The sequence below is a fragment of the Azoarcus sp. PA01 genome (assembly GCA_001274695.2).
GTDB lineage: Bacteria > Pseudomonadota > Gammaproteobacteria > Burkholderiales > Rhodocyclaceae > Aromatoleum.
In genome coordinates, this window is sequence record LARU01000004.1 from 534,173 (window position 1) to 555,299 (window position 21,127).

The window sequence follows — 21,127 nt, forward strand, 5'->3', positions numbered from 1 at the left end:
CTGTCGAGGCGTCGAGAATACCGGGACATGGGAGGTGGCACAGGGCGCCCGCTGCAGTCGCATATGCCGGCGCTTGGGTTATCGCGATCACTATACAGGATTACCCCTGCGCTCCCCAAGTGTAAGCAAGCGCCTGGCGTCGGCGGAAGAACGCAGAAGTCCGGGCCAATTCCTTATAATTCCCCCATGACCCACGCTCAGCCTCACTCGCCCGAACGCACTGTGCTTTTTGTGGATCTCGCCGGAAGCACCCGCCTTTATGAACGCGTCGGCGACTCGGTCGCCTTCCGGCTAGTCGATCGCTGCCTGCACGAAATGCGCAGCGAAATCGAACGGCGTCGCGGACGGGTCGTCAAGCACACCGGAGACGGTCTGATGGCCGTCTTCGGCGAAGCCGATCACGGCTGCGAGGCGGCGCTCAGGATTCATCAGGTGGTGCGGGAGCTGCCGCTCTCGGGGGGGCAGAAACTGGCGGTACGCATCGGGTTTCACTACGGCCCCGTCGTCGAAAACGACAGCGACGTGTTCGGTGACACGGTCAACATCGCCGCGCGCCTGCTGGAACTCGCGTCGCCCGGGCGCGCCATCACGTCGATGGAAACGGCCCGCCAACTCAGCGCCGAGTGGCGCCCGCTGCTCCGCCCACTGCAGGCACGCAGCCTGCGCGGCGCTTCGCGACTGACCGAGCCCTTCGAACTGCTGTGCGGCGGGGCCCCGGGCGACCTGACCGTGGTGCAGACAGTGGACTTCGACGCCGAGGAAAAGCCCGAACTGCGGCTTTATCTCGGCCCGCAGTCGCTTGTGCTCAATGCCCAGATGCCGAGCGCACGGCTCGGCCGGGATGCCTTGGCGGACTTGCGCTTAAGTGATACCCGCGCCTCGCGCCAGCATGCTGAAATCGAACTGCGCGGCGACAAGTTCGTGCTGGTCGACCGCAGCAGCAACGGCACTTTCGTACTGATAGACGGTGAAAAGGAATTCGTGCTGTCGCGTGAGGAAGTCGTCCTCAGGAAACAGGGACACTTCGCCCTCGGGCGGACGTGCACCGACAATCCGCACCTTATCGGCTTCGTTTGCCTCTGACACGAAAGCCAACAGTCCTGCCAAGCGCCTTGGCTTCAATCATCCCGGCGTTTTGGGCGGGACGTGGGTCACCGCCCATTCACCGCTGCGTTCTGCGATTCTTGTCGGGACCGGCTGAATCTTCCCCGTCTTGCAACTCAGCGTCCTGGCTGCTGCGTCGGCCGACGATCGCCTGGAGCGAAATTACCTCCGCTCCCCCAATCGGCCACGGCATCGGCACGCGCATCGAGATGCGGGTCGCTTCGGCTCCGGGCTGGTCGGTCTTGCGGCGCAGGGGGATGACCTCGGCTTCGAGATGCGGAATCCACGGGATATCCGACACACGGCGCAGATCCTCCTTTCCGGCGCCCGGACGTCCGAGTGTCCTGAACCCGGCACTCCAGAAACGCTGGGTTCCCTGGAGCCATACGTCGAACCACTTCATCCCTTCGAGCATCGCCGACTCCGACCACTTTATCCACAAGGCCGGGTCGACGCCGGGTGAGCTGCCCGAAACACTCCCCCGTTCACCGGCGCGTCTGCGCTTTTCACCTGCTGCGCTTTTCATTGTGGCTCCGAGTTTACTGGATAGGTATCTTTAAGAATAAACATAGCGGCTTCCGTGCGAAAGACCTGATTGGTAACAGGTGGACGCCGCACTGCAGGCAAGCTTCGGCCGGCCGTCGGGCGGATCGAGGCCGGGAATTCCCTCTGTCACCGCAGCTCCCGGCGGTAAGGCCACCCGCCTTGCTTTCCGTACTTTGCGCCAACGGGAGACAACATCGAGCCGGTTCGTCCATGCCGCCTCGAGAAGAACAATAATTACGGATGCCCGGCGATACCGTGAAACACGCCTCGACGCCGCGCCGCTTGTCGGCGTTGACAGGCCTGTGGCCGTTCCTGCAGCCCTATCGGGCGAGAATTGCGCTGGCCTTCATCCTGCTCTGTGTCGGTTCGGCAATCATCCTGCTGCTGCCGCTGGCGTTTGGCGACCTCGTCGACCTCGGGTTCGGCGCACCGGCACAAACCGGCAACGCTCTGCTCGGTGAGCCGAACCTGAACGCGCATTTCATCGCCCTGTTCGGACTGGCGAGCGCTTGGGCGCTGGCGGTGTCCGCCCGTTATTACACCGTGTCGTGGATCGGCGAGCGGGCAACCGCCGATCTGCGCTGTGCGGTGTACAGGCGCGTACTGTCCCAGGCGCCCCAGTTTTTCGAGACCTTGCAGACCGGTGAAGTCCTGTCCCGCCTGACCGGCGACACGACGCTGATCCAGACCGTGATCGGCAGTTCGGTGTCGATGGGCTTGCGCAGCCTGTTCCAGTTCACCGGCGGCATGGTCATGCTGGCCGTCACCAGTCTCTACCTGTTCTCCTTGAACCTGGGCCTCATGGCCTTGCTGACGCTGCCCATCATCGTCATCGGCCGCAAGGTCAAAAGACTTTCGCGCGAATCCCAGGACAGGATTGCCGACGCTTCGGCGGTGGCCGGTGAAGTCCTCAATGCGATGCCGACGGTACAAGCCTATACGCAGGAGCGGCACGAGGCGGAACGCTTTGCCGTTGCCGCGGAAACCGGGTTCACGACGGCGATCCGGCGCACGCGCGTGCGCGCGGCACTGACCACTTTGATCATCACCGCAGTGATGGGAACGATCATCTTCGTGCTGTGGGTCGGCGTGCGCCAGATGCACGACGGCATCCTGACGCAAGGCCAGTTGGCGTCCTTTGTCCTGTACGCGGCACTCGTCGCCGGCGGCGTCGGGACGATGGCAGAAGTCTGGGGCGACGTCATGCGCGCGGCCGGCGCCGCAGAGCGCCTGCTGGAACTGCTGCACGCGGACTCCGCCATCCGCGAGGCGCCCCGCCCCCAACTGCCGCTGCGTCCCACGCAGGCGGCGATCAGTTTCGAGCACGTGACGTTCTGCTATCCCGCGCGGCCCCACCCGCGTGCGCTCGACGACATCTGCCTGACGATTGCGCCGGGCGAGAGCGTCGCGCTTGTCGGCCCGTCCGGCGCGGGCAAGACGAGCCTGTTCCAGGTCCTGCTGCGTTATTACGAAATATCGGGCGGCGCGATCCGCATCAACGGACAGGACATCCGGCAACTGAGCCTGCACGACCTGCGCAAAGGCATCGCGATCGTGCCGCAAGACCCGGTGATCTTTTCCGCCAGCGCGCTGGAGAACATCCGCTACGGCCGCCGCGCTGCGAGCGACGCGGAAGTCATCGCCGCAGCCCGGGCAGCGCTCGTCGATGAGTTCATCGAGCGACTGCCCGACGCTTACCAGACCTTCCTCGGCGAGCGCGGCACCCGCCTGTCCGGAGGGCAGCGCCAGCGCATCGCGATTGCGCGCGCGATCCTGAAAGGCGCGCCGCTGCTGCTCCTCGACGAAGCCACCAGCGCGCTCGACGTGGAATCCGAAATCCTCGTCCAGCAAGGACTCGACGTCGCCATGCAGGGGCGCACGACGCTGATCATTGCCCATCGGCTTGCGACGGTGCAAAAAACCGACCGGATCGTGGTGGTGGATCGGGGCCGCATCGTCGAGACCGGCACGCCGGAGGATCTGCGCCACGGGGGCGGCCTTTACGCGCGTCTGGCCGCGCTCCAACTCGACCTGTGAGCGTCTTGACGGCGTCCCGGCCTTGCAGCGGTTCCAGCGGCAGTGCGAACAGGATCACCTTGCCCCCGGCCTTGGGGAACGGACAAAGTCGATGCGCGAAGTGCTTCAGAAAGCTGTCCGACCGGGCCGCATACCTTCCCGCCGTATCGGCCGAAAAGGCCTATTTGCCCCGGCGATATTCACGCCGCACAACTCCCGGCTTCGGTCCCGATATCGCCGAGCGCCCCGCCGCAGCTCGAACCCTGGCCGGCGGTGCAGCCGTAGCAGTGGTCGGCGACACGGATCCCGGCGCCGGCAAGGGCTGCCGCGGTCGCGTCGCGTAGGTGCAGGCGCGGATGGCAGGCGTCGCCGATCGGCATGTCGAGCTGCTGATTGAAGTCGCAGTCGTACAGGTAGCCCTGCCAGTCCACGCTGACGAGGCTGCGACACATCACCGCTGCGAGATTCACAGTCCGGTGCGCGCCGCGCAGCGTCTTCATGTAGGCGGCAAACTGCCCGTTCGAGACCAGCGTGCTCCCGAAGCGCTTGATCGGCATGTTGGCGATCGTGAAAAGGCGGTTGAAGCGGATCCCGAACGCTTCGCCGAGGTGTTCGCGGTAGGCGCTTTCGAGCGACTCCTCGGGCGGCGGCAGCACCGGCCCTTGCGGATTGTAGACCAGGTTCAGCACCAGCCCGCTGTCCTGCGCTCCGTAACCCAGCGCGTTGAACTGCTGAAGCGCGCGAATGCTCGCGCCGAAGACGCCCTTGCCGCGCTGCTTATCGACATTGTCTTCGAGGTAGCACGGCAGCGAGGCGACGACTTCGACCCCTTGCGCAGCGAGAAAACCGGCCAGCTCCTCTTGACCGGGTTCGTCGAGGATGGTCAGGTTGCAGCGATCGATCACGCGCAAGCGCCGCTCGCGCGCCGCACGCACCAGACGGCGAAAATTCGCGTTCATCTCCGGCGCCCCGCCCGTCAGGTCCAGTGTCGCGACCGTCGGGCTGGCATCGAGAAAGGCAAGCACCGCGTCGGCCGTCTCGGCCGACATCTCCTCCGTTCGATTCGGTCCGGCGTTGACGTGGCAATGCACGCAGCTCTGATTGCAGCGATAGCCGAGATTCAGCTGCAGGGTCTCCACCACCACGCGACGGATCTTCGGAAAGTCAGTGACGGCGAGCAGCGGAAAAGTCGGATGCATCGGAGCCTCCTCGAGCGAAGTCGTTATTATTAGTCGAATCCGGTCCCGCCGCCTTACAGCCCGCTCACGCGAGACGGGGCACATCGGGCGGCGATCTCCCGGACGCTGTAAGTTATTCATGCGGTCGACGACAATCGGCATGTGGCGTTCGCATCATCCACGACACCGGGTCCAAGCGATGAAAACCAGCCGCCTGATCCTCCTGAGCACGATCGTCCTCGCGACCGCGCTGTTCTTCGTGCTCGATCTCGATCGGTACTTCAGTCTCGACTTCTTCAAGACCCAGCAGGCCGCGATCGAAGCGTGGCGGGACGCGCGGCCGGTTGCAGCGGCATTCGGCTTCTTCGCGGTGTACGTCGCGGTCACCGGTCTGTCGCTGCCCGGCGCCGCGGTCATGACGCTCGTCGCCGGCGCGATCTTCGGGCTCGCGTGGGGCACGCTGATCGTGTCGTTCGCGTCGACGATCGGTGCCACGCTGGCCTTCCTCGCGTCGCGCTTTGTGCTGCGTGATCTCGTGCAGGCGCGCTTCGGCGAGCGCCTCGCGGCGATCAACGAGGGCGTCGCGAAGGACGGCGGCTTCTACCTTTTCACGTTGCGCCTGGTGCCGGTGTTTCCATTCTTCGTCATCAACCTCGTCATGGGGCTCACGCCGATCCGCACCTGGACTTTCTACTGGGTGAGCCAGCTCGGCATGCTCGCCGGCACCCTCGTCTATGTGAACGCCGGCACCCGGCTCGCGCAGATCGATTCGCTGTCGGGCATCCTGTCGCCGGGACTCGTCGCCTCGTTCGCGCTGCTCGGCGTGTTCCCGCTGATCGCGAAGAAGCTCGTCGAGGTCGTCAAGGCACGCAGGGCCTATGCGGGCTGGGCGAAGCCGGCACGTTTCGATCGCAACCTCGTCGTCATCGGTGCCGGTGCTGCCGGCTTGGTGAGCAGCTACATCGCCGCCGCGGTGAAGGCGAAAGTGACGGTGGTCGAAAAGCACAAGATGGGCGGCGACTGCCTGAACACGGGTTGCGTGCCGTCGAAAGCGCTGATCCGCTCGGCCAAGCTGCTCTCGCACATGCGGCGCTCGAAGGAGTTCGGCATTCGCTCGGCGCGTGCGGACTTCGACTTCGCCGACGTGATGGAGCGCGTGCACAGCATCATCAAGACCGTCGAGCCGCACGACTCGGTCGAGCGCTACACCGGGCTCGGCGTCGAGGTGATCGAGGGCCGGGCGAAGATCGTCTCGCCGTGGGAAGTGGAGATCACGCGCAATGACGGCGGGCACCAGCGGCTCACCACGCGCAGCATCATCATCGCGGCAGGCGGCCGCCCCGCGGTGCCGCCAACTGCGGGCATCGACGACGTCGGCTACTACACCTCGGACACGATCTGGACCTTGCGCACACTGCCCCGCCGGCTGCTCGTCCTCGGCGGCGGCCCGATGGGTTGCGAACTGGCGCAAACGTTCGCGCGTTTCGGCTCCGCAGTGACACTGATCGTCAAGGGCGCGCGGGTCATGCCGCGCGAGGATGCGGAGGTGTCGGAGGCGGTGATGGCGCGCTTCCGTGCCGAAGGCATCGATCTGCGCACCACCCACGACACGCGGCGCTTCATCGTCGAGGATGGCGAGAAGATCCTGCTTGCCGAACACCAGGGGCAGGAAGTGCGCATCCCGTTCGACGTGCTGCTGATCGCCGTCGGGCGAGCCGCGCAACTGAAAGGCTACGGCCTGGAGGAGTTGGGCATTTCGGCCGGACGCACCGTCGACGTCAACGCCTATCTGCAGACGAGCTTTCCCAACATCTATGCCGCCGGCGATGTCGCCGGCCCCTACCAATTCACCCACACCGCCGCCCACCAGGCCTGGTATGCCTCCGTCAACGCACTGTTCGCGCCGTTCAAGAAATTCCGCGCCGACTACTCGGCAGTGCCGTGGGCGACGTTCGTCGACCCCGAGGTCGCCCGCGTCGGCCTCAACGAACAGGAGGCGCGCGCGCGCAACATTCCCTTCGAGCTCACCCGCTTCGACCTCGCGGATCTCGACCGCGCGATCGCCGACGGCGAGGCGCACGGCTTCGTCAAGGTGCTCACCGTGCCCGGCAAGGACAGGATCCTCGGCGTCACGATCGTCGGCGAGCATGCCGGCGACCTGATCGCCGAATACGTGATCGCGATGCGCCACGGCCTCGGGCTCAACAAGATCCTCGGCACGATCCACATCTACCCGACGCTCGCCGAAGCCAACAAGTACGCCGCCGGTGAATGGAAACGCGCGCATGCACCGCGGAAGCTGCTTGAGTGGGTCAGGCGTTTCCACGACTGGCGCAGAGGGTCGGGCGAGGATTCCACAGGCGAGGCACGCCCCACGACCTCCCCGTCGCAGAGCTGACCGATGCGTAGCCCGCTGACGCGGTGCCGAGCAGTTGCTTCCACACAGATGAAGAAGCTGCCCCAACGATGAACTCGACGCGCCCGGCGGCGCAATCTCCCCGTGATATTCCCGGAAGACCGCGCCCTCCTCGAACAGTGTGAGGTGCCGGACAGGATCCGTTTTTTGCCGCCACGCCCGCGCGGGCGGGGTGCCCGACTATCGCCCTCCCGAAGCGGCGTGCCTTCGGCAAAAAACGCCCCCGCACCCCCACATCAACGGGGCTTGCGCGGCTTGCGCGCTCTCGGCGCCGGCTTCAGGGCATTCACCCAGAAATCCGTTAACTGCTTGACGCCGTTGCGCGTTGCGGTCTTCGCGGCCTTGTTCGCTTCTCGCTTGACCGCAGCCGTCGTCTGGGCACGGGCGCGCCCGGCGGCGCTGTTGGCCGCGCTGAGCCAGATGCTCAAGAACGGGTTCTTCTTGGTCCAGGGGTTCTTCATTGCCTCTCCTTGGTCGAAATTCTGCAGTCGCAGAATGCCAGGGAGCTTGCACATATCGTTCCCGGATCCAGTCCGGAAGCAACGAAATAAAATTTCGCGCAAGACGCGGAAAAAGTAGCCCCCTACCCTTTCACGAAGTCATAGCAGGACGAGCTTGCGTGACTTCTAGCGCGGCCGCCCGCGGATCTTCGGTCGCCTCACGGCTCTTGCATCAGTTCGTCGACGTACACCCGCTCAGGGTGTGGATGGCTGAGGAAATCGTGATGCGAGATGTGCCAGCCGTAAGCACCGGCGAGCACGAAGGCGATGCAGTCGCCGGCGCGCAGGCGCTCGACGTGGACCTCGCGTGCGAGCGTGTCCTTGGGTGTACACAGCTCGCCGCACAGCGTGACGGCATCGTCGTGCAACGCCGGGCGCGGGAAGGGATAGGGCCAATCGTCGCGTGCCAGAACGACGAAGGGATGGTTATGCTGCCACGATACCGGCAGGCGGAAATGATGCGAGCCGCCGCGCAAAATCGCGAAGTGGCTGCCATGGGTGGTCTTGAGATCGGTGACCTCGGCGAGGTAAACGCCGCAGTCGGCGGTGAGGAAGCGCCCGCATTCGAAGACGATGCGAAACGCCGGCCGGCGCGCCGCGATGAGCGCCGAGAGCCCGTCGCAGAAACCGTCCCAATCGAAGGACGCATCCGGGTCCGCGTAATCTACTCCGATGCCGCCGCCGACGTTGAGGCAGTCGAGCGTCAGGCCGTGGCGCCGCTGCCACGCTTCGGCCAAATCGAAGTAGTGCGCGAGCAGCGCGAGGTGGGTCTGCGCATCCAGATTGTTCGAGATGGCGTGAATGTGGAATCCCCTGAGACGGACGCCCGGCAAGGTCTGGGCGAGTTCGACGAGCTCGGGAATCGCGGCCTCCTCGATGCCGAACTGGGTCGCCTGCCCGCCCATGCGCAGGGTCGCCTGCTGCGGCACGTGCGCAGGATTGACACGCAGCAGGATGTCCGCGGCCCGACCGCGGCGGCGCGCGATCCAGTCCAGGCGCCGCAACTGGTGCTCGCTCTCGATGTGGATCAGCGCGACCTCGCGGGCGAGCGCGCCTTCCAGCTCGGGGTCGGTCTTGCCCGGGCCGCCGAAAGCGATCGGCACGGTGCCGTCCACGCCGCGCACGCGTTCGATCTCGCCGAGCGAAGCCGCTTCGAAACCGTCCGTGCAGCCGAGCAAGGTCTGCAGGATCGGGGCGTCGCTGTTGGCCTTGATCGCGTAGAACAGGCTGCACTGCTCGGGCAGGCGGCGGCGCAACCCTTCCACGCGGCGGCGCAGATGGGCGAGGTCGTAGAGGTAGGCGCAGACGGGCTGGGTGCGCCCTTCGAGATAGCGATGCAGGGCTTGCAGGTTCATCGGGTGGAATCCTGAGTTCGATGCTGGGCCAAATGGCTCGCCATGGCGCGTCGGGCAATGCCGCGCTCGTCGCCAAGGACGAACATGCGAACGTCTTCGGCGCACCAGGCTTGAAAGTCTTGTGGGGCGCGTGGCAGCGCGCAGAAGGCCTTGCCGTGCCGCCGTGCTGCGGCATGGATGCGCGCAACGGCGGCGCGCACCTCGGGATGGCGGGTCTGCCAGGGCACGCCGAAGGACTGCGAGAGATCGGCCGCCCCCTCCAGCAGCACGTCGACGCCTGCCACCGCGGCGATGGCCTCGGCCTGCTCGAGGCCGTCGCGGTCCTCGATCATCGCCACCACGACGGTCTGCTCGCGCGCGGCATCGACCGCCGCGACGAGATCGTCGCCACCGTAGCGGCTCGCCCAGGTGGAATTGAGGCCGCGATCGCCGGCCGGCGCGAAATGGCACGCGCGCACCGCCTCGCGCGCCGCCTCGGCCGAACGGATGCGGGGAAAGACGATGCCCTCCGCGCCCGCGTCCAGCGCCTGTACCGCCTGATGGGCTGCGGCCACGCGAACGAGCGCCGCGATCCCGCTCGCGCGCGCCGCCAGCAGCATCGCGGCCAGCGTCTCGCCGCCGATCAGGGTGTGTTCGAGGTCGATGACGACGAAATCGTAGCCGGCGGCGGCGATCAGCTCGACCGTGAGCGGCGCGGGTGTGGAGCAGAACAATCCGCACACCGGCTCGCTTGCCTGCAGGCGGGCCTTCAGGCGCATCGCGGCTTCCCGGCCTGTGCCAGCGGGTTGGGGGCGAGCCGCGTGCGCAGGCGGATCTCCGGCTGGAAGCGTCGGCTCGCGAGCATTTCGATCGCGACTTCGTCGGCCAGGCAGTCGAACAGCGCGTAGCGGGCCGCCCACTGCGGATGCCGCGCCTGGTGGGCGCACAGCACGTCGCGCGTGATCTGCCAGAAGCGCTCTTCCGCGACGTCGTAGAAGCGCGCGAACACCCACGCGAGCTCCGCGAGGCTGACGAAGAACAGCGCATCGAAGGTGAAATCGCGCAACTCGTCGGCGTCGCCGGCCTCGAGGAAGGAGTTCGGGTTGACGCGGGCATGCTCGACGGGCGGCGCGGTGAGCGCGGGCGGCGGCGCGGACAGCAGGTCGCGGCAGAAACGCACGCCGTCGTGGAAATCCTTCAGCGCCACGCGCGCCGGCAGGCCGTCTTCGTGCAGCAGGATCATGTTTTGCGCGTGCGACTCGAGCGCCGTGCCGTGCTGCCACAGCAGATGCAGCACCGGCAGCCAGGCTCGCTCGACGAGGCGCTGCAGCCACTTTTCCGCGCCGTAGCGTTTCACCCAGGTGTCGACGAAAGGCCGCCCGTCGCCATCCACATGCATCACCGCCGTCATCGGTACCGCGGCTTCTCCCGGCTGCAAGTGACTGTGCACACTCTCGCGCCAGATGCACGACATCGCGCCATAGAGCCCGTGCACCGGAGCCGGCGCGGTGCAGCTCACGCCGGCGACCTCGCGCAGGATCACCGGGCGCACCAGCGGTTCGGGCCAGTCCGTGCACTCGGTGACCAGTCGTTGCAGCCAGTCGCTGATGACCGGAGCGTTCACGACAGTGTGCGGCGCCAGCACGCGCGACGTCGAGGTGTTGACGAGGTTCATCGCGAGTTTTAGCGAAAGCTGCCGCGGCGCGTCGAGGTTGCTCAGCGTGCGGATCGACTGCTGCGGCAGGTAGCGCTGCGCCATCTCGCCGATCACGACCAGCTCGCCGCGCGCGAGCTCCTGATGGCACGCGGGCAGGATCACTTCCTCCCATTGCCATGGATGGACCGGCAGCGGCAAGTAGTCTTCGAGGCGCGCACCGCGGCGGACGAGGGCGTCGCGAAAGCCTTGCCAGCCGGCATCGTCCAGCAACGCGCGCGCCGCGGCCGCGTGGTCCGCTGTCGGGCTGAAGGCCCAGCGGCAGCGGTTACGGCGCACTGCGAGCAGCAGCGGCGTCACTGTAGTGGCCATCTCCGGCGCATGCGCCGCGTTGTCGTCGAGGGTGAAGCCGAGACGCGACTTGTAGCTCGGGTGATAGGGATGGCCGTCGGTGAGCCGCGCTTCGACGGTGTCGTAGTCGGCATCGCGCAGGATCCGGCCGCCGCGCGCATGCAGCGTCTGGGCATCCTTGATCTGGGTGGCGAGGAGCTCGGCGGCGAACTGCTTGAGGCGGGCCTCGTCGGCCTCGAGCCAGGGTGCGATTTCAGCGAGGAACAGCGCCGGATCGGCAGCCTCTTCGACCGGGGCGCCGGCGGGTTCGCGCGACAACGGAGAGGTGACGCGCACGCGGCCGAAACTGAAAGTCCGCTGCGCCTGGCAACGGTAGTTGACGGAGGCACCGTCGGCACCGCGCCCGGGCACGGTGAGCGCATCGCCGTGCCACTCGCAGTGCCGCAGGGCGTGCTCGAACAGCAGCGCTTCGATGAGCTGGCGCAGCACGCGCCGGCTCGCCTGACGGTAGGCGGCGCTGTCGATCAGCTCCTGATAGTCGGTGGGTCGCATGGGATTACCTTTGAAACATGGGGTTGGGAAGGTCGACCCAGCTCGGCCGTTCTCCCTGTTGATCGAAGCTGCTGAGCAGGTTGGCCTTGGCCGGCAGCGTCGGGCGCGCAACCAGTTGCAGCGCCAGCGGATCGCCACTCGCCGTGAGGCGCGCAGCAGTGTCCTGCCACAGCACGCCCTCGGTGACGAGGCCGGTGCGTCCCAGGCAAGCGATCGCTTGGGCGATGTGGTTGACCACCACGTAGTACTGGAAGCGGTGCCAAGCCTGCTCTTCCGAGTACAGCACCGGACTGTCGGGCTTGATGCGGTCGAGCCGGGGGAAGCGCTTTCGGCTGATGCTCGTGCCCTCCATGTCGCGCGCGTAGCCGCGCGTCGGCCAGCCGTCGCGAAAGGCGACCATCGCATTCTGCAGGTGCGCTTCGAGGCTGATGCCGTATTCGACAAAGAGCTTAAGCAAGGGCAGCAGGGTCACGTCGAGGTAGCGCGCCCACCACGCGCGCACCAGCGCCTCGTCGAGCGCGCCCTCCCCGGCCGCCTGCCGCAGCAGCGCGAGCAGCGGAATCTCGCCCCCGGCCGGTTCTTCCAGTACCGCGGCCAGCACCCGCACATGCTCGGCTTCCTCGGCCGGCATCGCCTGCCGATACACCACCGCGCAGGCGGCGCGCAGCGCCTCGTCGGGCAACTTCAGCGTCTGGCTGGCAATCTCGGGCAGGACGCGGAAAGCAGCGGATTCGAGCGCGTGCGGCAGCAGCAGCGACAGCGCCCGGCTGGCGTCCAGGGCGCGCTCGACCTGTTCCGACGGGTTGTTGCGCACGAAGTTGGTGATGCGGATGTTCAGCGACAGCTTGAGGAAGACGTTGCGGCGCGGCAGCCACACCGTGCGGACCGAAGACGTGGGCCACACCTTCTCCCCTAGCGGGCCGAGCGGGACGAGCGCGCCGTTCTGCTTCAGCGCATCGATTTCGGGCAGGCCGAGGAGGTATTCGGCCTGCCACGGATGGCAGGGCAGCAACCGGTAATCTCCGCTGTCGAGCCACTTGGCCGCACCGCGCGCGGCCTCGGGGTCCAGCGGCGGGACGTCTCCATTCACCGTCTGCGCCTCGATCAGGTTTGCAGTCACCGCGAAATAGTGCAGGCGGAAGGAGGCGCCCAGCTCGGGCGCGTAGCGTTGCAGGTCCGCCTCGCTGAACCCCTCGGAAGCCTTGGATGTGACATGGAAAATGTGGCCGAAACGCAGCGCCTGCTCCGCGGCCACGAAAGGCGGGCGCGGCGCCGCGGGCGCGGGCTGGTGAAAGCGGCGCACGTGATCCAGGCTGTTGCGCATCAAGCTCTGCAGGCGCGCGCGGCAGCGCTCCGCGACGTCCACACGATGGCGCCCCGCGGCGCCAAGGGCGGCGGCGATCAGGTCGGCGAGCGGCGTCGCCTCGACGAGCGGTTGCCAGTTGCAGTCGCAGCCGATCAAGGCGAACGGCGCCAGGCGATGGTAGCCGATCGACGAGAAGTGGCTCAGGGCGCCCGCCAGGCAGTTCCCGCTGCCGTCGAACCGCAGCAGAAACGGCATCAGCCCGGCGGCGCCCCACTCCTCGAACTGCGGACGCAAGTCCGCCGGACCCGTCTCGTCAGGCGCAAGACGCGGGTCGAAGCGCCCGGTCTCGCGGCAATACGTGTTGAAGTACTGCTCCACCAGGCGGCGTTCCACTGGAGGAAGTTCTAGCAGGCGTGAGGACATTCCGATCCTTCCTTTTAACTTTGCAGACGGCTGGCGAGAACGGCGTGGCGGCCGCCGCAGGCCAGCAGGCCGGTGGCGAGGAACAGGGCCGCGACCGCCCACAACAGGTTTGCCGGCGCGAGCGTCGGCATCAGCAGCATGACCAGGAGCGGGCCGAGCAATTGGCCGAGGACCATGAAGCTCCTGCTCAGTCCGGTCAGGTGGCCGTAGGCCGAGGCCGGCAATTGCCGGCTGCAGGCGAGCAGCATCGACTGCGCCAGGGCTGCGTAGCAGGCGCCTTGAACGACGCGCAGCAACGCGACCAGCCACATCTGATCGACTATCCCCAGCAGGCCGATGGACAGCCCGCAGCCGAGGGCGGCCAGGATGAAATGGCGCCGAGGATCGCCTCGGTCGTTTACATGGCCCCACAGCGGGGCCGCGAACATCGCGGCGAGCCAGCCCAGCGCGTGCAGCAGCCCGGTCTTGCTGGCGATGGCGTCGGTCGCGGGAAAGCGCGCAGCGAGGTAGAGCGCGAACACGTTGACCAGCGCGAAGGCAGCGGCCTGAGCCAGGCACGCGGCGACCATCCAGTTGCGCAGGTCGGCGTCGGCGAGCACGCCGCACAGGCCGGCGAAAGGCGGCGCGTCGGCGGTCGGCGAGGCTCTGGCGGGCTCGCTGAGCTGGCTCCACAGCAACAGGCCGGCGATGCCGGTCGCGACCGCCGTGGTGATCAGCAGCGGAGCCAGCGACCAGTAGTCGAGCATCACGCCACCGAGCACCGGCCCGGCCAGGCAGCCGCAGGCGATCGCGCTCTCCTGCAGCCCCAGCGCGCGCCCCCGTGAAGTTTCCGCGCTGGCGTGACCGATGAAAGCGGTGAGAACCACGCCGATGGTGCTGAAGCCCTGCAGCAGGCGACCCAGCATGAAGCCGAAGACATTCGGGCTCAGCGCCATCAACAGCATGCTGCCGATGAACACCGCCAGCGAGGTGAGCAGCATGCGGCGATAGCCGAAGCGGTCGCACCATTTGCCGACTGACGCAGCGAAGCACAGGGTGCCGAGGGCCGGCGCCGCCAGCGCCAGACTGCTCCAGCGCGCCGCGCCGACGGCATCGACCCCGCTCAGCGTCGCGACATACAGTGGCATGATCGGCACCAGCACCATCAAGCCGAGCGTCGTCACCGCCTGGCAGGCGAGCAGCAGCGCGAGGTTGCGCGAAGGCAGCGGCACGGAGTCCATCGCTCAGCTCCGAGCGGGAAGAAGCGGATTGTCGATGCGCCCCATGGCACTGGGCATGCCGGTGCCGAAGCTCGCGCGACCGAGCAACGGCGCCAACACCTGCTTGAAAGGCCAGCCCGGTTCGTCCAGCAACAGGCTGCGGGTCGAGGCGGCGATCGCCGCCGGCAGCGGCACGCGCGCCAGGCAGGCTTCCAGGACGCCGCCGAGAATCCGCCAGCCGCGCGCCTCGTCCCGGCCGTAACGATCGGACAGGGCGGCGATCACGGCGTAGAGGTTCACCTCGATGGCGAGGGTCTGCAGGTAGGCGAGCAGCTCGCGCGGCGTCGCGAGCTCCAGCGTGTTGGGAGTGCGGCGGTCGACGACGTAGTCCGGCACCGCCGCCCCCTGCGCGTTCATCAGCGGCGGGCAGATGCGCAAGGTGTCGTGGTCGCGCAGGACGAGCGCGGCAATGCGCCAGCCACGGAACGCGAGCAGCACGTTCTGCCCGTGCAGCTCGGGCATGACGCCGTAAGCGAGGCAGCGCAAGCCCAACTCCAGCAGGGCACCCACCACATCGGCGAACAGTGCCCACGCGTCGTCTTCCTCGGCCAACGGCCCCAGGAGCAGGTCGAACGCAGGCAGCGCGCCGTCGGCGGTGACGACCGGCAGGGCCGCCATCGGAATCAGCCGCGCGTCGGGCAGTGAGGGGTAGCGGCGAACCAGGCAGGCGAGCTCGCCCGGTTCGGTTTCGAGCGCGTCGCACTGGCGCAGCGCCCACCAGTGGTTCTCGTCGCACAGCAGCAGATGCGACGCCAGCCACTCGTCCCGCTCGCGCAGATTCTCGAGGCAGGCGCGGGCGAGCGTCGCGTTGTGCAGGTAGCGCGGCGGCAGCGTTCGGACGGCGCCCAGCGCATTGACCGAGAGCGCAAGCTTGAGGTGCGTGGCCGGACGGCCAACGACGGCGAGCGATCTCAGCGAGGCGGTCGGAATCGCCGTCCCTGGCCCGGTACCAAGGTCGATACACTGGGCGAGCGGCGGCGATGCGCGCCGTTCGAGGTGCGCCCACTGCCAGGGGTGCACCGGCATCCACAACCACGCATCGCCCTCGGCGCCGCGCGCGCGGGCGGCGGCGGCAAGCCGCTCATGCTGCGCAGGGTCGAGCAGCGCTTCCGCGACGGGCTGACCGACGGCGTCGGTGCTGCCTCGCACCTGATCCCGTCGCACGGCGACCCATTGCAGCGGGATGGGCGCCGCCGCCTCGGCGGCATAAGCCGAACCGTCGCTGTCGCCCCAGTCCTTGGCGCGTGCCAAGGGGTGGAAAGGGCGGTCTTTCAGACAACTCAACGTTTCCCACGAGAGCAGGTCGTCCGGAGCGGCGGCGAGCTTTGCCAGAATGCCCGGTTCGTGCGTGGCAGCGAGCTTGGCCTGGTCGCTCGCCAGGCTGAAGAAGCGGGCGAAGCGGCCGGTCGACTCCTTCCACCAGTCGGCAGTCTGCAGCGTTTCGGCAACTTCGACGGGGGCGAGTCTGGCCGACTGGGACGCACCCGGCGAGGCGACGCCGCGCTCCGAAACCCGGAACGGGCGCACACCCCCGGCCTGGCGGCCGTGCCAGCGCAGCACCCGCCCCGGGCTCAATTCCACTTCGACGACCGCCTCCCCCTCTACCGCAGCGTGAAAGCGGCACTGGCTGCGGAAGCCGTAGAGATCCTCGAGCCAGAGCGCATCGAAGAGGTCCTGGAGCAGGCGGCGCTCGTAAGAGTGAGAGGGCATGTTCGGCATGCAGGTCAGCCGTAGAGCGGCAAACGGGTGCCGGCGCCCTGTGCCTGCGCAAGCCGGTAGAAATGCCGTGCGCAGACGAGGTCGTCGATCGCCATGCCCATCGGATTGAGGAGGATGATCTCGTCGTCGCGCTCGCGGCCCGGCCGCTCGCCGATGACGATCTCGCCGAGCTCGGCGTGCAGGCGCTCGCGGCTGAAACGCCCTTCGAGCACGAGCTGGTTGATGATCTTCTTCTCGCGGTTGGACTGATCCCAGTCGTCGACGACGACCTTGTCGGCCTTCTCGTAGACGTCCTTGTGCACGTCCATGATGGACACGTTGCTGACGAAGGCGCCGGCCTTGAGCCACTCGAAGGCCAGGTAAGGCGCGTCGGCCACGGTGCAGGTGACGACGACGTCGCCCTCGCGCACTGCGGCTTCGGCCGAAACGGCGCGCAGCATCGCAACCTTGGGGAAGCTTTCCTTCAGCGTGCGCGACAGCGCCTCTGCGGCAGACGGCGAAAGATCGAACAGATGGAGACGTTCGATCGACGGGAACTGCTCGAGCAGCGTCTGCATCTGCATGCGGGCGATCGGGCCGCAGCCGATGCAGGCGACGTCGGTGAAGCCGCTGCGGGCGAGATGCCGGGTGCCGACGGCGGTGATCGCGGCGGTCCGCATGCCGCTGAGCAAGCCGCCTTCCATGATCGCGATCGGGTAGTTGGTCTGCGCGTCGTTCAGCACCACCACCGCGCTGGCGCGCTCGAGGCCGAAGCGCACCGGATTGTGCTGGCGGCTGCCGATCCACTTCAGCCCCGCGATCGGATCCTCGCCACCCAGATAGCATGGCATCGCGATGATGCGGTCGGCGATGTGGTCGGCGCCCGGCCAGCGCAGATAGGGCTTGAGCGGCTGCACGTAGGCACCGCGGGCATGCGCGGCGAGGCCTTCCGCAATCGCGTCGACGTAAGGCTGCGAACGGCCGCCGCCCAGTTCAACCAAGTCGCGACGGCTGAGGTAGAGCAGTTGCGTGGAACTCATCGTGTTTGTCATGCGGCTTGTCCAAGGGTCGAGTTGAGGGAAGTTTCGCGGCGGTGCGCGAGGTGGCGGTCTCTCATGCGCGACAGCCACTCGTCGTTGTAGACCGTGTCGAGGTAGCGCTCGCCGCGATCCGGGAGGATCGTGAGGATGCGGGCGGAATGGTGCAGACGGGCGGAGAGGCGCTGGATCGCGGCGATCACCGAGCCCGATGAGCCGCCGGCGAAAATGCCTTCGTGCCTGACCAGCTCGCGGCAGGCGAGCCCCGATTCGTAATCGTCGACATGGATAACGTCGCCGATCTCGTCGCGCCGCAACAGCTCCGGCACCCGGCTGGCACCGATCCCGGGCAGCTCCCGTGGGCAGGGCGGCGCACCGAACAGCACCGACCCGGCGGCGTCGACCGCGACAACTTTCAGGTTCGGCCACGCCTCGCGCAGTCGTCGCGCGATGCCGTGCAAGGTGCCGGACGTGCTGACCCCCAGCACGAGGTAGTCCACCGGCCGGTCCAGCTCACGCAGGATCTCCTCGCCCTCGCCGTGGTAGTGGCTCTGCCAGTTGCGCTCGTTGGCGTACTGGTTGATCCATACCGTGCCCGGCCGCTCGCGCAGCATCTGCTTGACGCATTCGATGCGTGTCTCCAGGTAGCCGCCCTGGCGATCCTTTTCGGTGACCTGCTCGATGTTCCCGCCATAGCAGCGGATGATGCGAAGATTGGTCGGCGAGATCTTCGGGTCCACCACCGCAGTGAAGCGAAGTCCGCGAAGCCGGCACACCATCGCCAGCGCGATCGCCAGGTTGCCCGAGGAGCTTTCGACGATGTGCGCATCGGGCGGGATGCTGCCGTCGGCAAGTCCGCGTTCGATGATGTAGCGCGCCGGCCGGTCCTTGACGCTGCCGCCTGGATTGCACAGCTCCATCTTGGCAAGGACTTCGCACCGCGAGCCACGGAACAGGCGGGACAGGCGCACGATCGGGGTGGCCCCGACGTCGTCGAGAATGCTGTCGAGGATCATGACGCCCTCCTCCCCGCAGTCGGAGCGGCGAAGAAGTCTCGCGCCGGCAAATGTCTCGGTAAATGCGCCTGCCTACGCACAGGAAGCAGGCAAGCCGACTCCATAACGCATGCGCCTGCATGTATTTCAGGTGAACCAAATGACATGACACCTCCCCAATGAAGCCGTTGGCAACTGGCTGGCTCGCCTGGGAAGGCGTGGCTGGCTGACGAGAAACCCGCGTGTTCGGACGGCAACGCCGTCGGTACCACAACGAACAGACCACTCTCCACCTGTCGCCTAAAGACGACAGGCTCACCCCGCGTTACCGTTCGCGCTCAGAAGCGCTTCCCCGCTGGGAGGAAGGCGAATCCGGCGCTGGCGAATCGCGATTCGAGTGTTGAGCGGGGTATGTACCCTCTCGAGCAGTAATGATGTGAGCACGAATGCTAATGCTTCTCATTTCTCATGTCAATGCCGCCTATCTGATGTTCTTCCAACCCGTCCGCTCACGATCGAACCCCGAGCCAAGGACCGGCTTTGCGCGGCAAGGGCTGGCCGAGCGCACCCGATTTTGCCGCTGCCGGCCGGGTCGGTGCCAAGGCACCTTGTCGGCCTCAGAGTGATCAAATTGAACCCTGGACCGTGACGACTCGGCTCGGCTGCGCCCACTCCCGCAGTTCCCCGTCTCGCTCGTGACAACGCCGGGCACAACGCGAAGATCGTGCCACGGCGTCGCGGGTAACAATGCCGGTCGCCACAAGCTCGCCCTTACTTTTGCGTGGTTCCTTTCAGTTGAGTTTGGACGATTTGGTCCAGAGCGGAGGAAGTGCTCTTGGCCGTGCAGGTCGCATTCCCGCCCGCCGCCTGCTGCGTCAGTACCGCAGCTTCGATCCCGCACACGGTGGCGGCGACGCTCACGGGCGCCTGGACGGTCACGGGAATCTGACTCACGTCGACGTTGATGTTCTTGGCGATATTGTTCGCCACATTTCGCAACTCGACGTTGACCACGCCCGACTGCTGTGCAGAAACGACAGGCGTGAAGCTCAACAGCGCGGCAGAGCCGAGCGCGACGAACAGTGCTCTTGCTTTCATTTCGAACTCCTCATGGTGCCGGAAAATCGCCGATATCCCGCGCTGCCAAAGCCCGCAAGGCCTGGAAGCGGCTGTGTCGACGGCCGCTGAGGAGTCTTCAGCAATGAAACAAGGTGCATGCAGCGCTGGAGATCCCCTCAGCTCAGGTTCCCAAGCAGCAATTATTTCGCCCGGCTGAATGCCGAACGGACCGCCGATTGCTGGTCTGAGCCGATTTGGAATGCGCTGTCCACGGTGTCGATGGGGTGCGTGAAATTGTCGGCAGATTGCGCTACGGCCCCGGAGCAGTATCGATCGAGCGCGACGAACTGCATGATGGAAGGCCCGCCCCACGATCGGGACGGCCTCCACATCGTCGCTGACCTGCATCGCCGCCCGCATGACGCCCTAGCCAACAGTCGCGCGGCTACCGTCAGCCGGACCCCGCCCCCTCACCCAAATGGCACCACCCCGAACAACACCCCGTGCAGGTGGCGCGCAAACACGAACCACACTCCCGCCCCGACCCCCACCGCCACCGCATCCCAACCCAGCGCCCCATCCCCCCGCATCACCCGCTGCGCCCGATCGCGCCGGCGCGCGGCGACGAAGCTCGCGATCGCCCACACCAGGAAGCAGCCGAACAGCAGCAGGTCGGCGAGCGCGCCGTTGGCGAGCAGGTGCGCGAGCGCCCACAGCTGCACGCCGAGCACCATCGGGTGGCCGAGCTTCGCCCGCAGTCGCGTGCCGGGCACGTAGGCGGCGGCGATCAGGATGAAGGCGGGCAGCGTCAGCACCGCGGCCAGGTGCCGCGTCCACGGCGGCGGCGCCCACAGCACGAGCGGGTCGAGCCGCACCGCGCCGTAGCCCCACACGATCAGTCCGAGGCCGATCGCGGAGGCGAGCGAGTAGGCCAGCTTCCATTTAGCCAGGCCGTAGCGGGCGATGTACTGGGCACGGTTGTCCTCGGCGAAGATGCGCGCCGAATGGGTGCTGAAGAACAGCAGCAGTCCGAGGATCAGGGCGATCATTTGGGGTTCTCCGGGCGGGTTGTGAGGGGCGGGTCGGCACCGGGCGCCGCGGCCGCAGGCGGCGCCGCTTCACAGACGACCGCGTCGCCAATGCGCAGCACGCCGCCAATAAGGACGCGCGCGGCGACGCCGCCGTGGCCGCGCATCGCGTTGTAGCCGCCGGGGCCGAGCGCCTCCTCCATGCGCGAGCAGGGTTCGCAGACGCCGGTGAGCTCGAGCACGACCTCGGCGCCGATGCGCAGCACCAGCGGCTGGTCGCGGAACAGCGTGCGCGCAGCGAGCAGGTTGAGGCCGGAGACCACCAGGTTGCGCCGCAGCAGCGCCGGATCGACCTCGTTGCGGCCCGCCAGCGCCCCGATCGCCGCCAGATGCTCGGCCTGGATCAGGCTCAGCTGGCGCTTGCCGCCGCCGCGGCCGGAGGCGGCGCGGTGGTCCCCGGCGAGTCCGCGGCCGGCCAGCGCTCGCGCCTCGCTCACCGACTGCGCCGCAGCCCGTCGCGCCGGGCGCAACAGGATCGCTTCGAGCCGGCCGGCGTGAGCGAAGCGGCGTGTCAGCGTGCGCAGGGCAACAGGCTCGGCAGCGGAGGCGGCGGCGGAACGGGCAGGCGGCATGGCGGTCAGTGCGGATGAAACACGGCGGATGCATCATCC

The 21,127-nt window shown here is 67.2% G+C and carries 17 protein-coding genes; 3 read left to right on the forward strand and 14 right to left on the reverse strand.

The annotated features are described in order from the left end of the window. Positions 1 to 186: 186 nt before the first annotated feature. The gene (locus PA01_14635) at positions 187 to 1,083 is read left to right on the forward strand and encodes an adenylate/guanylate cyclase domain-containing protein (protein ID KON79719.2); all 897 of its coding nucleotides are present in this window, start codon (positions 187 to 189) and stop codon (positions 1,081 to 1,083) included. A 79-nt stretch (positions 1,084 to 1,162) separates the two neighbouring features. On the opposite strand, the gene PA01_14640 is transcribed toward PA01_14635, so the two are convergent. Then, positions 1,163 to 1,519, reverse strand: a complete 357-nt coding sequence (locus PA01_14640; GenBank protein ID KON79720.1) for a hypothetical protein — start codon at positions 1,517 to 1,519, stop codon at positions 1,163 to 1,165. A 371-nt stretch (positions 1,520 to 1,890) separates the two neighbouring features. On the opposite strand from PA01_14640, the gene PA01_14645 reads away from it, so the two are divergent. Next, positions 1,891 to 3,687, forward strand: a complete 1,797-nt coding sequence (locus tag PA01_14645; GenBank protein KON79721.1) for an ABC transporter transmembrane domain-containing protein — start codon at positions 1,891 to 1,893, stop codon at positions 3,685 to 3,687. Positions 3,688 to 3,866: 179 nt separating this feature from the next. On the opposite strand, the gene arsS is transcribed toward PA01_14645, so the two are convergent. Beyond that, positions 3,867 to 4,865 (reverse strand): arsenosugar biosynthesis radical SAM protein ArsS, encoded by a 999-nt coding sequence (gene arsS, locus PA01_14650; protein ID KON79722.1) that lies wholly within the window; start codon positions 4,863 to 4,865, stop codon positions 3,867 to 3,869. Positions 4,866 to 5,043: 178 nt separating this feature from the next. On the opposite strand from arsS, the gene PA01_14655 reads away from it, so the two are divergent. After that, entirely contained in the window at positions 5,044 to 7,242 is a 2,199-nt protein-coding gene (locus PA01_14655) for an FAD-dependent oxidoreductase (GenBank protein KON79723.1), read from the forward strand. 254 nt (positions 7,243 to 7,496) lie between these two features. On the opposite strand, the gene PA01_14660 is transcribed toward PA01_14655, so the two are convergent. From PA01_14660 to PA01_14715, 12 genes are all read right to left on the reverse strand, one after another. Then, positions 7,497 to 7,721: a hypothetical protein gene (locus PA01_14660; GenBank protein KON79724.1), complete on the reverse strand. Its 225-nt coding sequence runs from the start codon at positions 7,719 to 7,721 to the stop codon at positions 7,497 to 7,499. Positions 7,722 to 7,918: 197 nt separating this feature from the next. Beyond that, positions 7,919 to 9,115, reverse strand: coding sequence for a type III PLP-dependent enzyme (locus PA01_14665; GenBank protein ID KON79725.1), 1,197 nt, complete (start codon positions 9,113 to 9,115; stop codon positions 7,919 to 7,921). Continuing rightward, entirely contained in the window at positions 9,112 to 9,873 is a 762-nt protein-coding gene (locus PA01_14670; protein ID KON79726.1) for an aldolase/citrate lyase family protein, read from the reverse strand. Before PA01_14670 ends, PA01_14665 begins: the two co-directional genes overlap by 4 nt. Continuing rightward, the gene (locus PA01_14675) at positions 9,864 to 11,651 is read right to left on the reverse strand and encodes an IucA/IucC family siderophore biosynthesis protein (GenBank protein ID KON79727.1); all 1,788 of its coding nucleotides are present in this window, start codon (positions 11,649 to 11,651) and stop codon (positions 9,864 to 9,866) included. The genes PA01_14670 and PA01_14675 overlap by 10 nt, the downstream gene beginning before the upstream one ends. A 4-nt stretch (positions 11,652 to 11,655) precedes the next feature. After that, entirely contained in the window at positions 11,656 to 13,350 is a 1,695-nt protein-coding gene (locus tag PA01_14680) for an IucA/IucC family siderophore biosynthesis protein (protein KON79728.2), read from the reverse strand. 44 nt (positions 13,351 to 13,394) lie between these two features. Next, positions 13,395 to 14,600 carry an MFS transporter gene (locus PA01_14685; GenBank protein ID KON79729.1) on the reverse strand — a complete coding sequence of 402 codons (1,206 nt, stop codon included), beginning with the start codon at positions 14,598 to 14,600 and terminating at the stop codon, positions 13,395 to 13,397. A 3-nt stretch (positions 14,601 to 14,603) separates the two neighbouring features. After that, entirely contained in the window at positions 14,604 to 16,358 is a 1,755-nt protein-coding gene (locus PA01_14690; GenBank protein KON79730.1) for a siderophore biosynthesis protein, read from the reverse strand. Positions 16,359 to 16,363: 5 nt separating this feature from the next. Next, on the reverse strand, positions 16,364 to 17,377 hold the full coding sequence (gene sbnB / locus PA01_14695) for a 2,3-diaminopropionate biosynthesis protein SbnB (protein ID KON79731.2): 1,014 nt from the start codon (positions 17,375 to 17,377) through the stop codon (positions 16,364 to 16,366). Between the two features lie 8 nt (positions 17,378 to 17,385). Next, a complete protein-coding gene (sbnA, locus tag PA01_14700; protein ID KON79732.1) occupies positions 17,386 to 18,390 on the reverse strand; it encodes a 2,3-diaminopropionate biosynthesis protein SbnA in 1,005 nt (334 codons plus the stop codon). A 750-nt stretch (positions 18,391 to 19,140) separates the two neighbouring features. Next, the gene (locus PA01_14705) at positions 19,141 to 19,467 is read right to left on the reverse strand and encodes a hypothetical protein (GenBank protein KON79733.1); all 327 of its coding nucleotides are present in this window, start codon (positions 19,465 to 19,467) and stop codon (positions 19,141 to 19,143) included. Positions 19,468 to 19,898: 431 nt separating this feature from the next. Continuing rightward, on the reverse strand, positions 19,899 to 20,477 hold the full coding sequence (locus PA01_14710; GenBank protein KON79734.1) for an NnrU family protein: 579 nt from the start codon (positions 20,475 to 20,477) through the stop codon (positions 19,899 to 19,901). Then, positions 20,474 to 21,088, reverse strand: a complete 615-nt coding sequence (locus PA01_14715; GenBank protein KON79735.1) for an MOSC domain-containing protein — start codon at positions 21,086 to 21,088, stop codon at positions 20,474 to 20,476. The genes PA01_14710 and PA01_14715 overlap by 4 nt, the downstream gene beginning before the upstream one ends. Between the last annotated feature and the right edge of the window lie 39 nt (positions 21,089 to 21,127).

Coding starts and splice junctions, on each gene's coding strand:
- PA01_14660 (KON79724.1), bottom strand. CDS start 7,721: ATGAAGAACCCCTGGACCAAGAAGAACCCGTTCTTGAGCATCTGGCTC.
- sbnA (KON79732.1), bottom strand. CDS start 18,390: ATGATCCTCGACAGCATTCTCGACGACGTCGGGGCCACCCCGATCGTG.
- PA01_14710 (KON79734.1), bottom strand. CDS start 20,477: ATGATCGCCCTGATCCTCGGACTGCTGCTGTTCTTCAGCACCCATTCG.
- PA01_14645 (KON79721.1), top strand. CDS start 1,891: ATGCCCGGCGATACCGTGAAACACGCCTCGACGCCGCGCCGCTTGTCG.
- PA01_14690 (KON79730.1), bottom strand. CDS start 16,358: ATGCCGAACATGCCCTCTCACTCTTACGAGCGCCGCCTGCTCCAGGAC.
- PA01_14640 (KON79720.1), bottom strand. CDS start 1,519: ATGCTCGAAGGGATGAAGTGGTTCGACGTATGGCTCCAGGGAACCCAG.
- PA01_14685 (KON79729.1), bottom strand. CDS start 14,600: ATGGACTCCGTGCCGCTGCCTTCGCGCAACCTCGCGCTGCTGCTCGCC.
- PA01_14715 (KON79735.1), bottom strand. CDS start 21,088: ATGCCGCCTGCCCGTTCCGCCGCCGCCTCCGCTGCCGAGCCTGTTGCC.
- PA01_14705 (KON79733.1), bottom strand. CDS start 19,467: ATGAAAGCAAGAGCACTGTTCGTCGCGCTCGGCTCTGCCGCGCTGTTG.
- PA01_14675 (KON79727.1), bottom strand. CDS start 11,651: ATGCGACCCACCGACTATCAGGAGCTGATCGACAGCGCCGCCTACCGT.
- PA01_14670 (KON79726.1), bottom strand. CDS start 9,873: ATGCGCCTGAAGGCCCGCCTGCAGGCAAGCGAGCCGGTGTGCGGATTG.
- PA01_14655 (KON79723.1), top strand. CDS start 5,044: ATGAAAACCAGCCGCCTGATCCTCCTGAGCACGATCGTCCTCGCGACC.
- PA01_14665 (KON79725.1), bottom strand. CDS start 9,115: ATGAACCTGCAAGCCCTGCATCGCTATCTCGAAGGGCGCACCCAGCCC.
- PA01_14635 (KON79719.2), top strand. CDS start 187: ATGACCCACGCTCAGCCTCACTCGCCCGAACGCACTGTGCTTTTTGTG.
- arsS (KON79722.1), bottom strand. CDS start 4,865: ATGCATCCGACTTTTCCGCTGCTCGCCGTCACTGACTTTCCGAAGATC.
- sbnB (KON79731.2), bottom strand. CDS start 17,377: ATGAGTTCCACGCAACTGCTCTACCTCAGCCGTCGCGACTTGGTTGAA.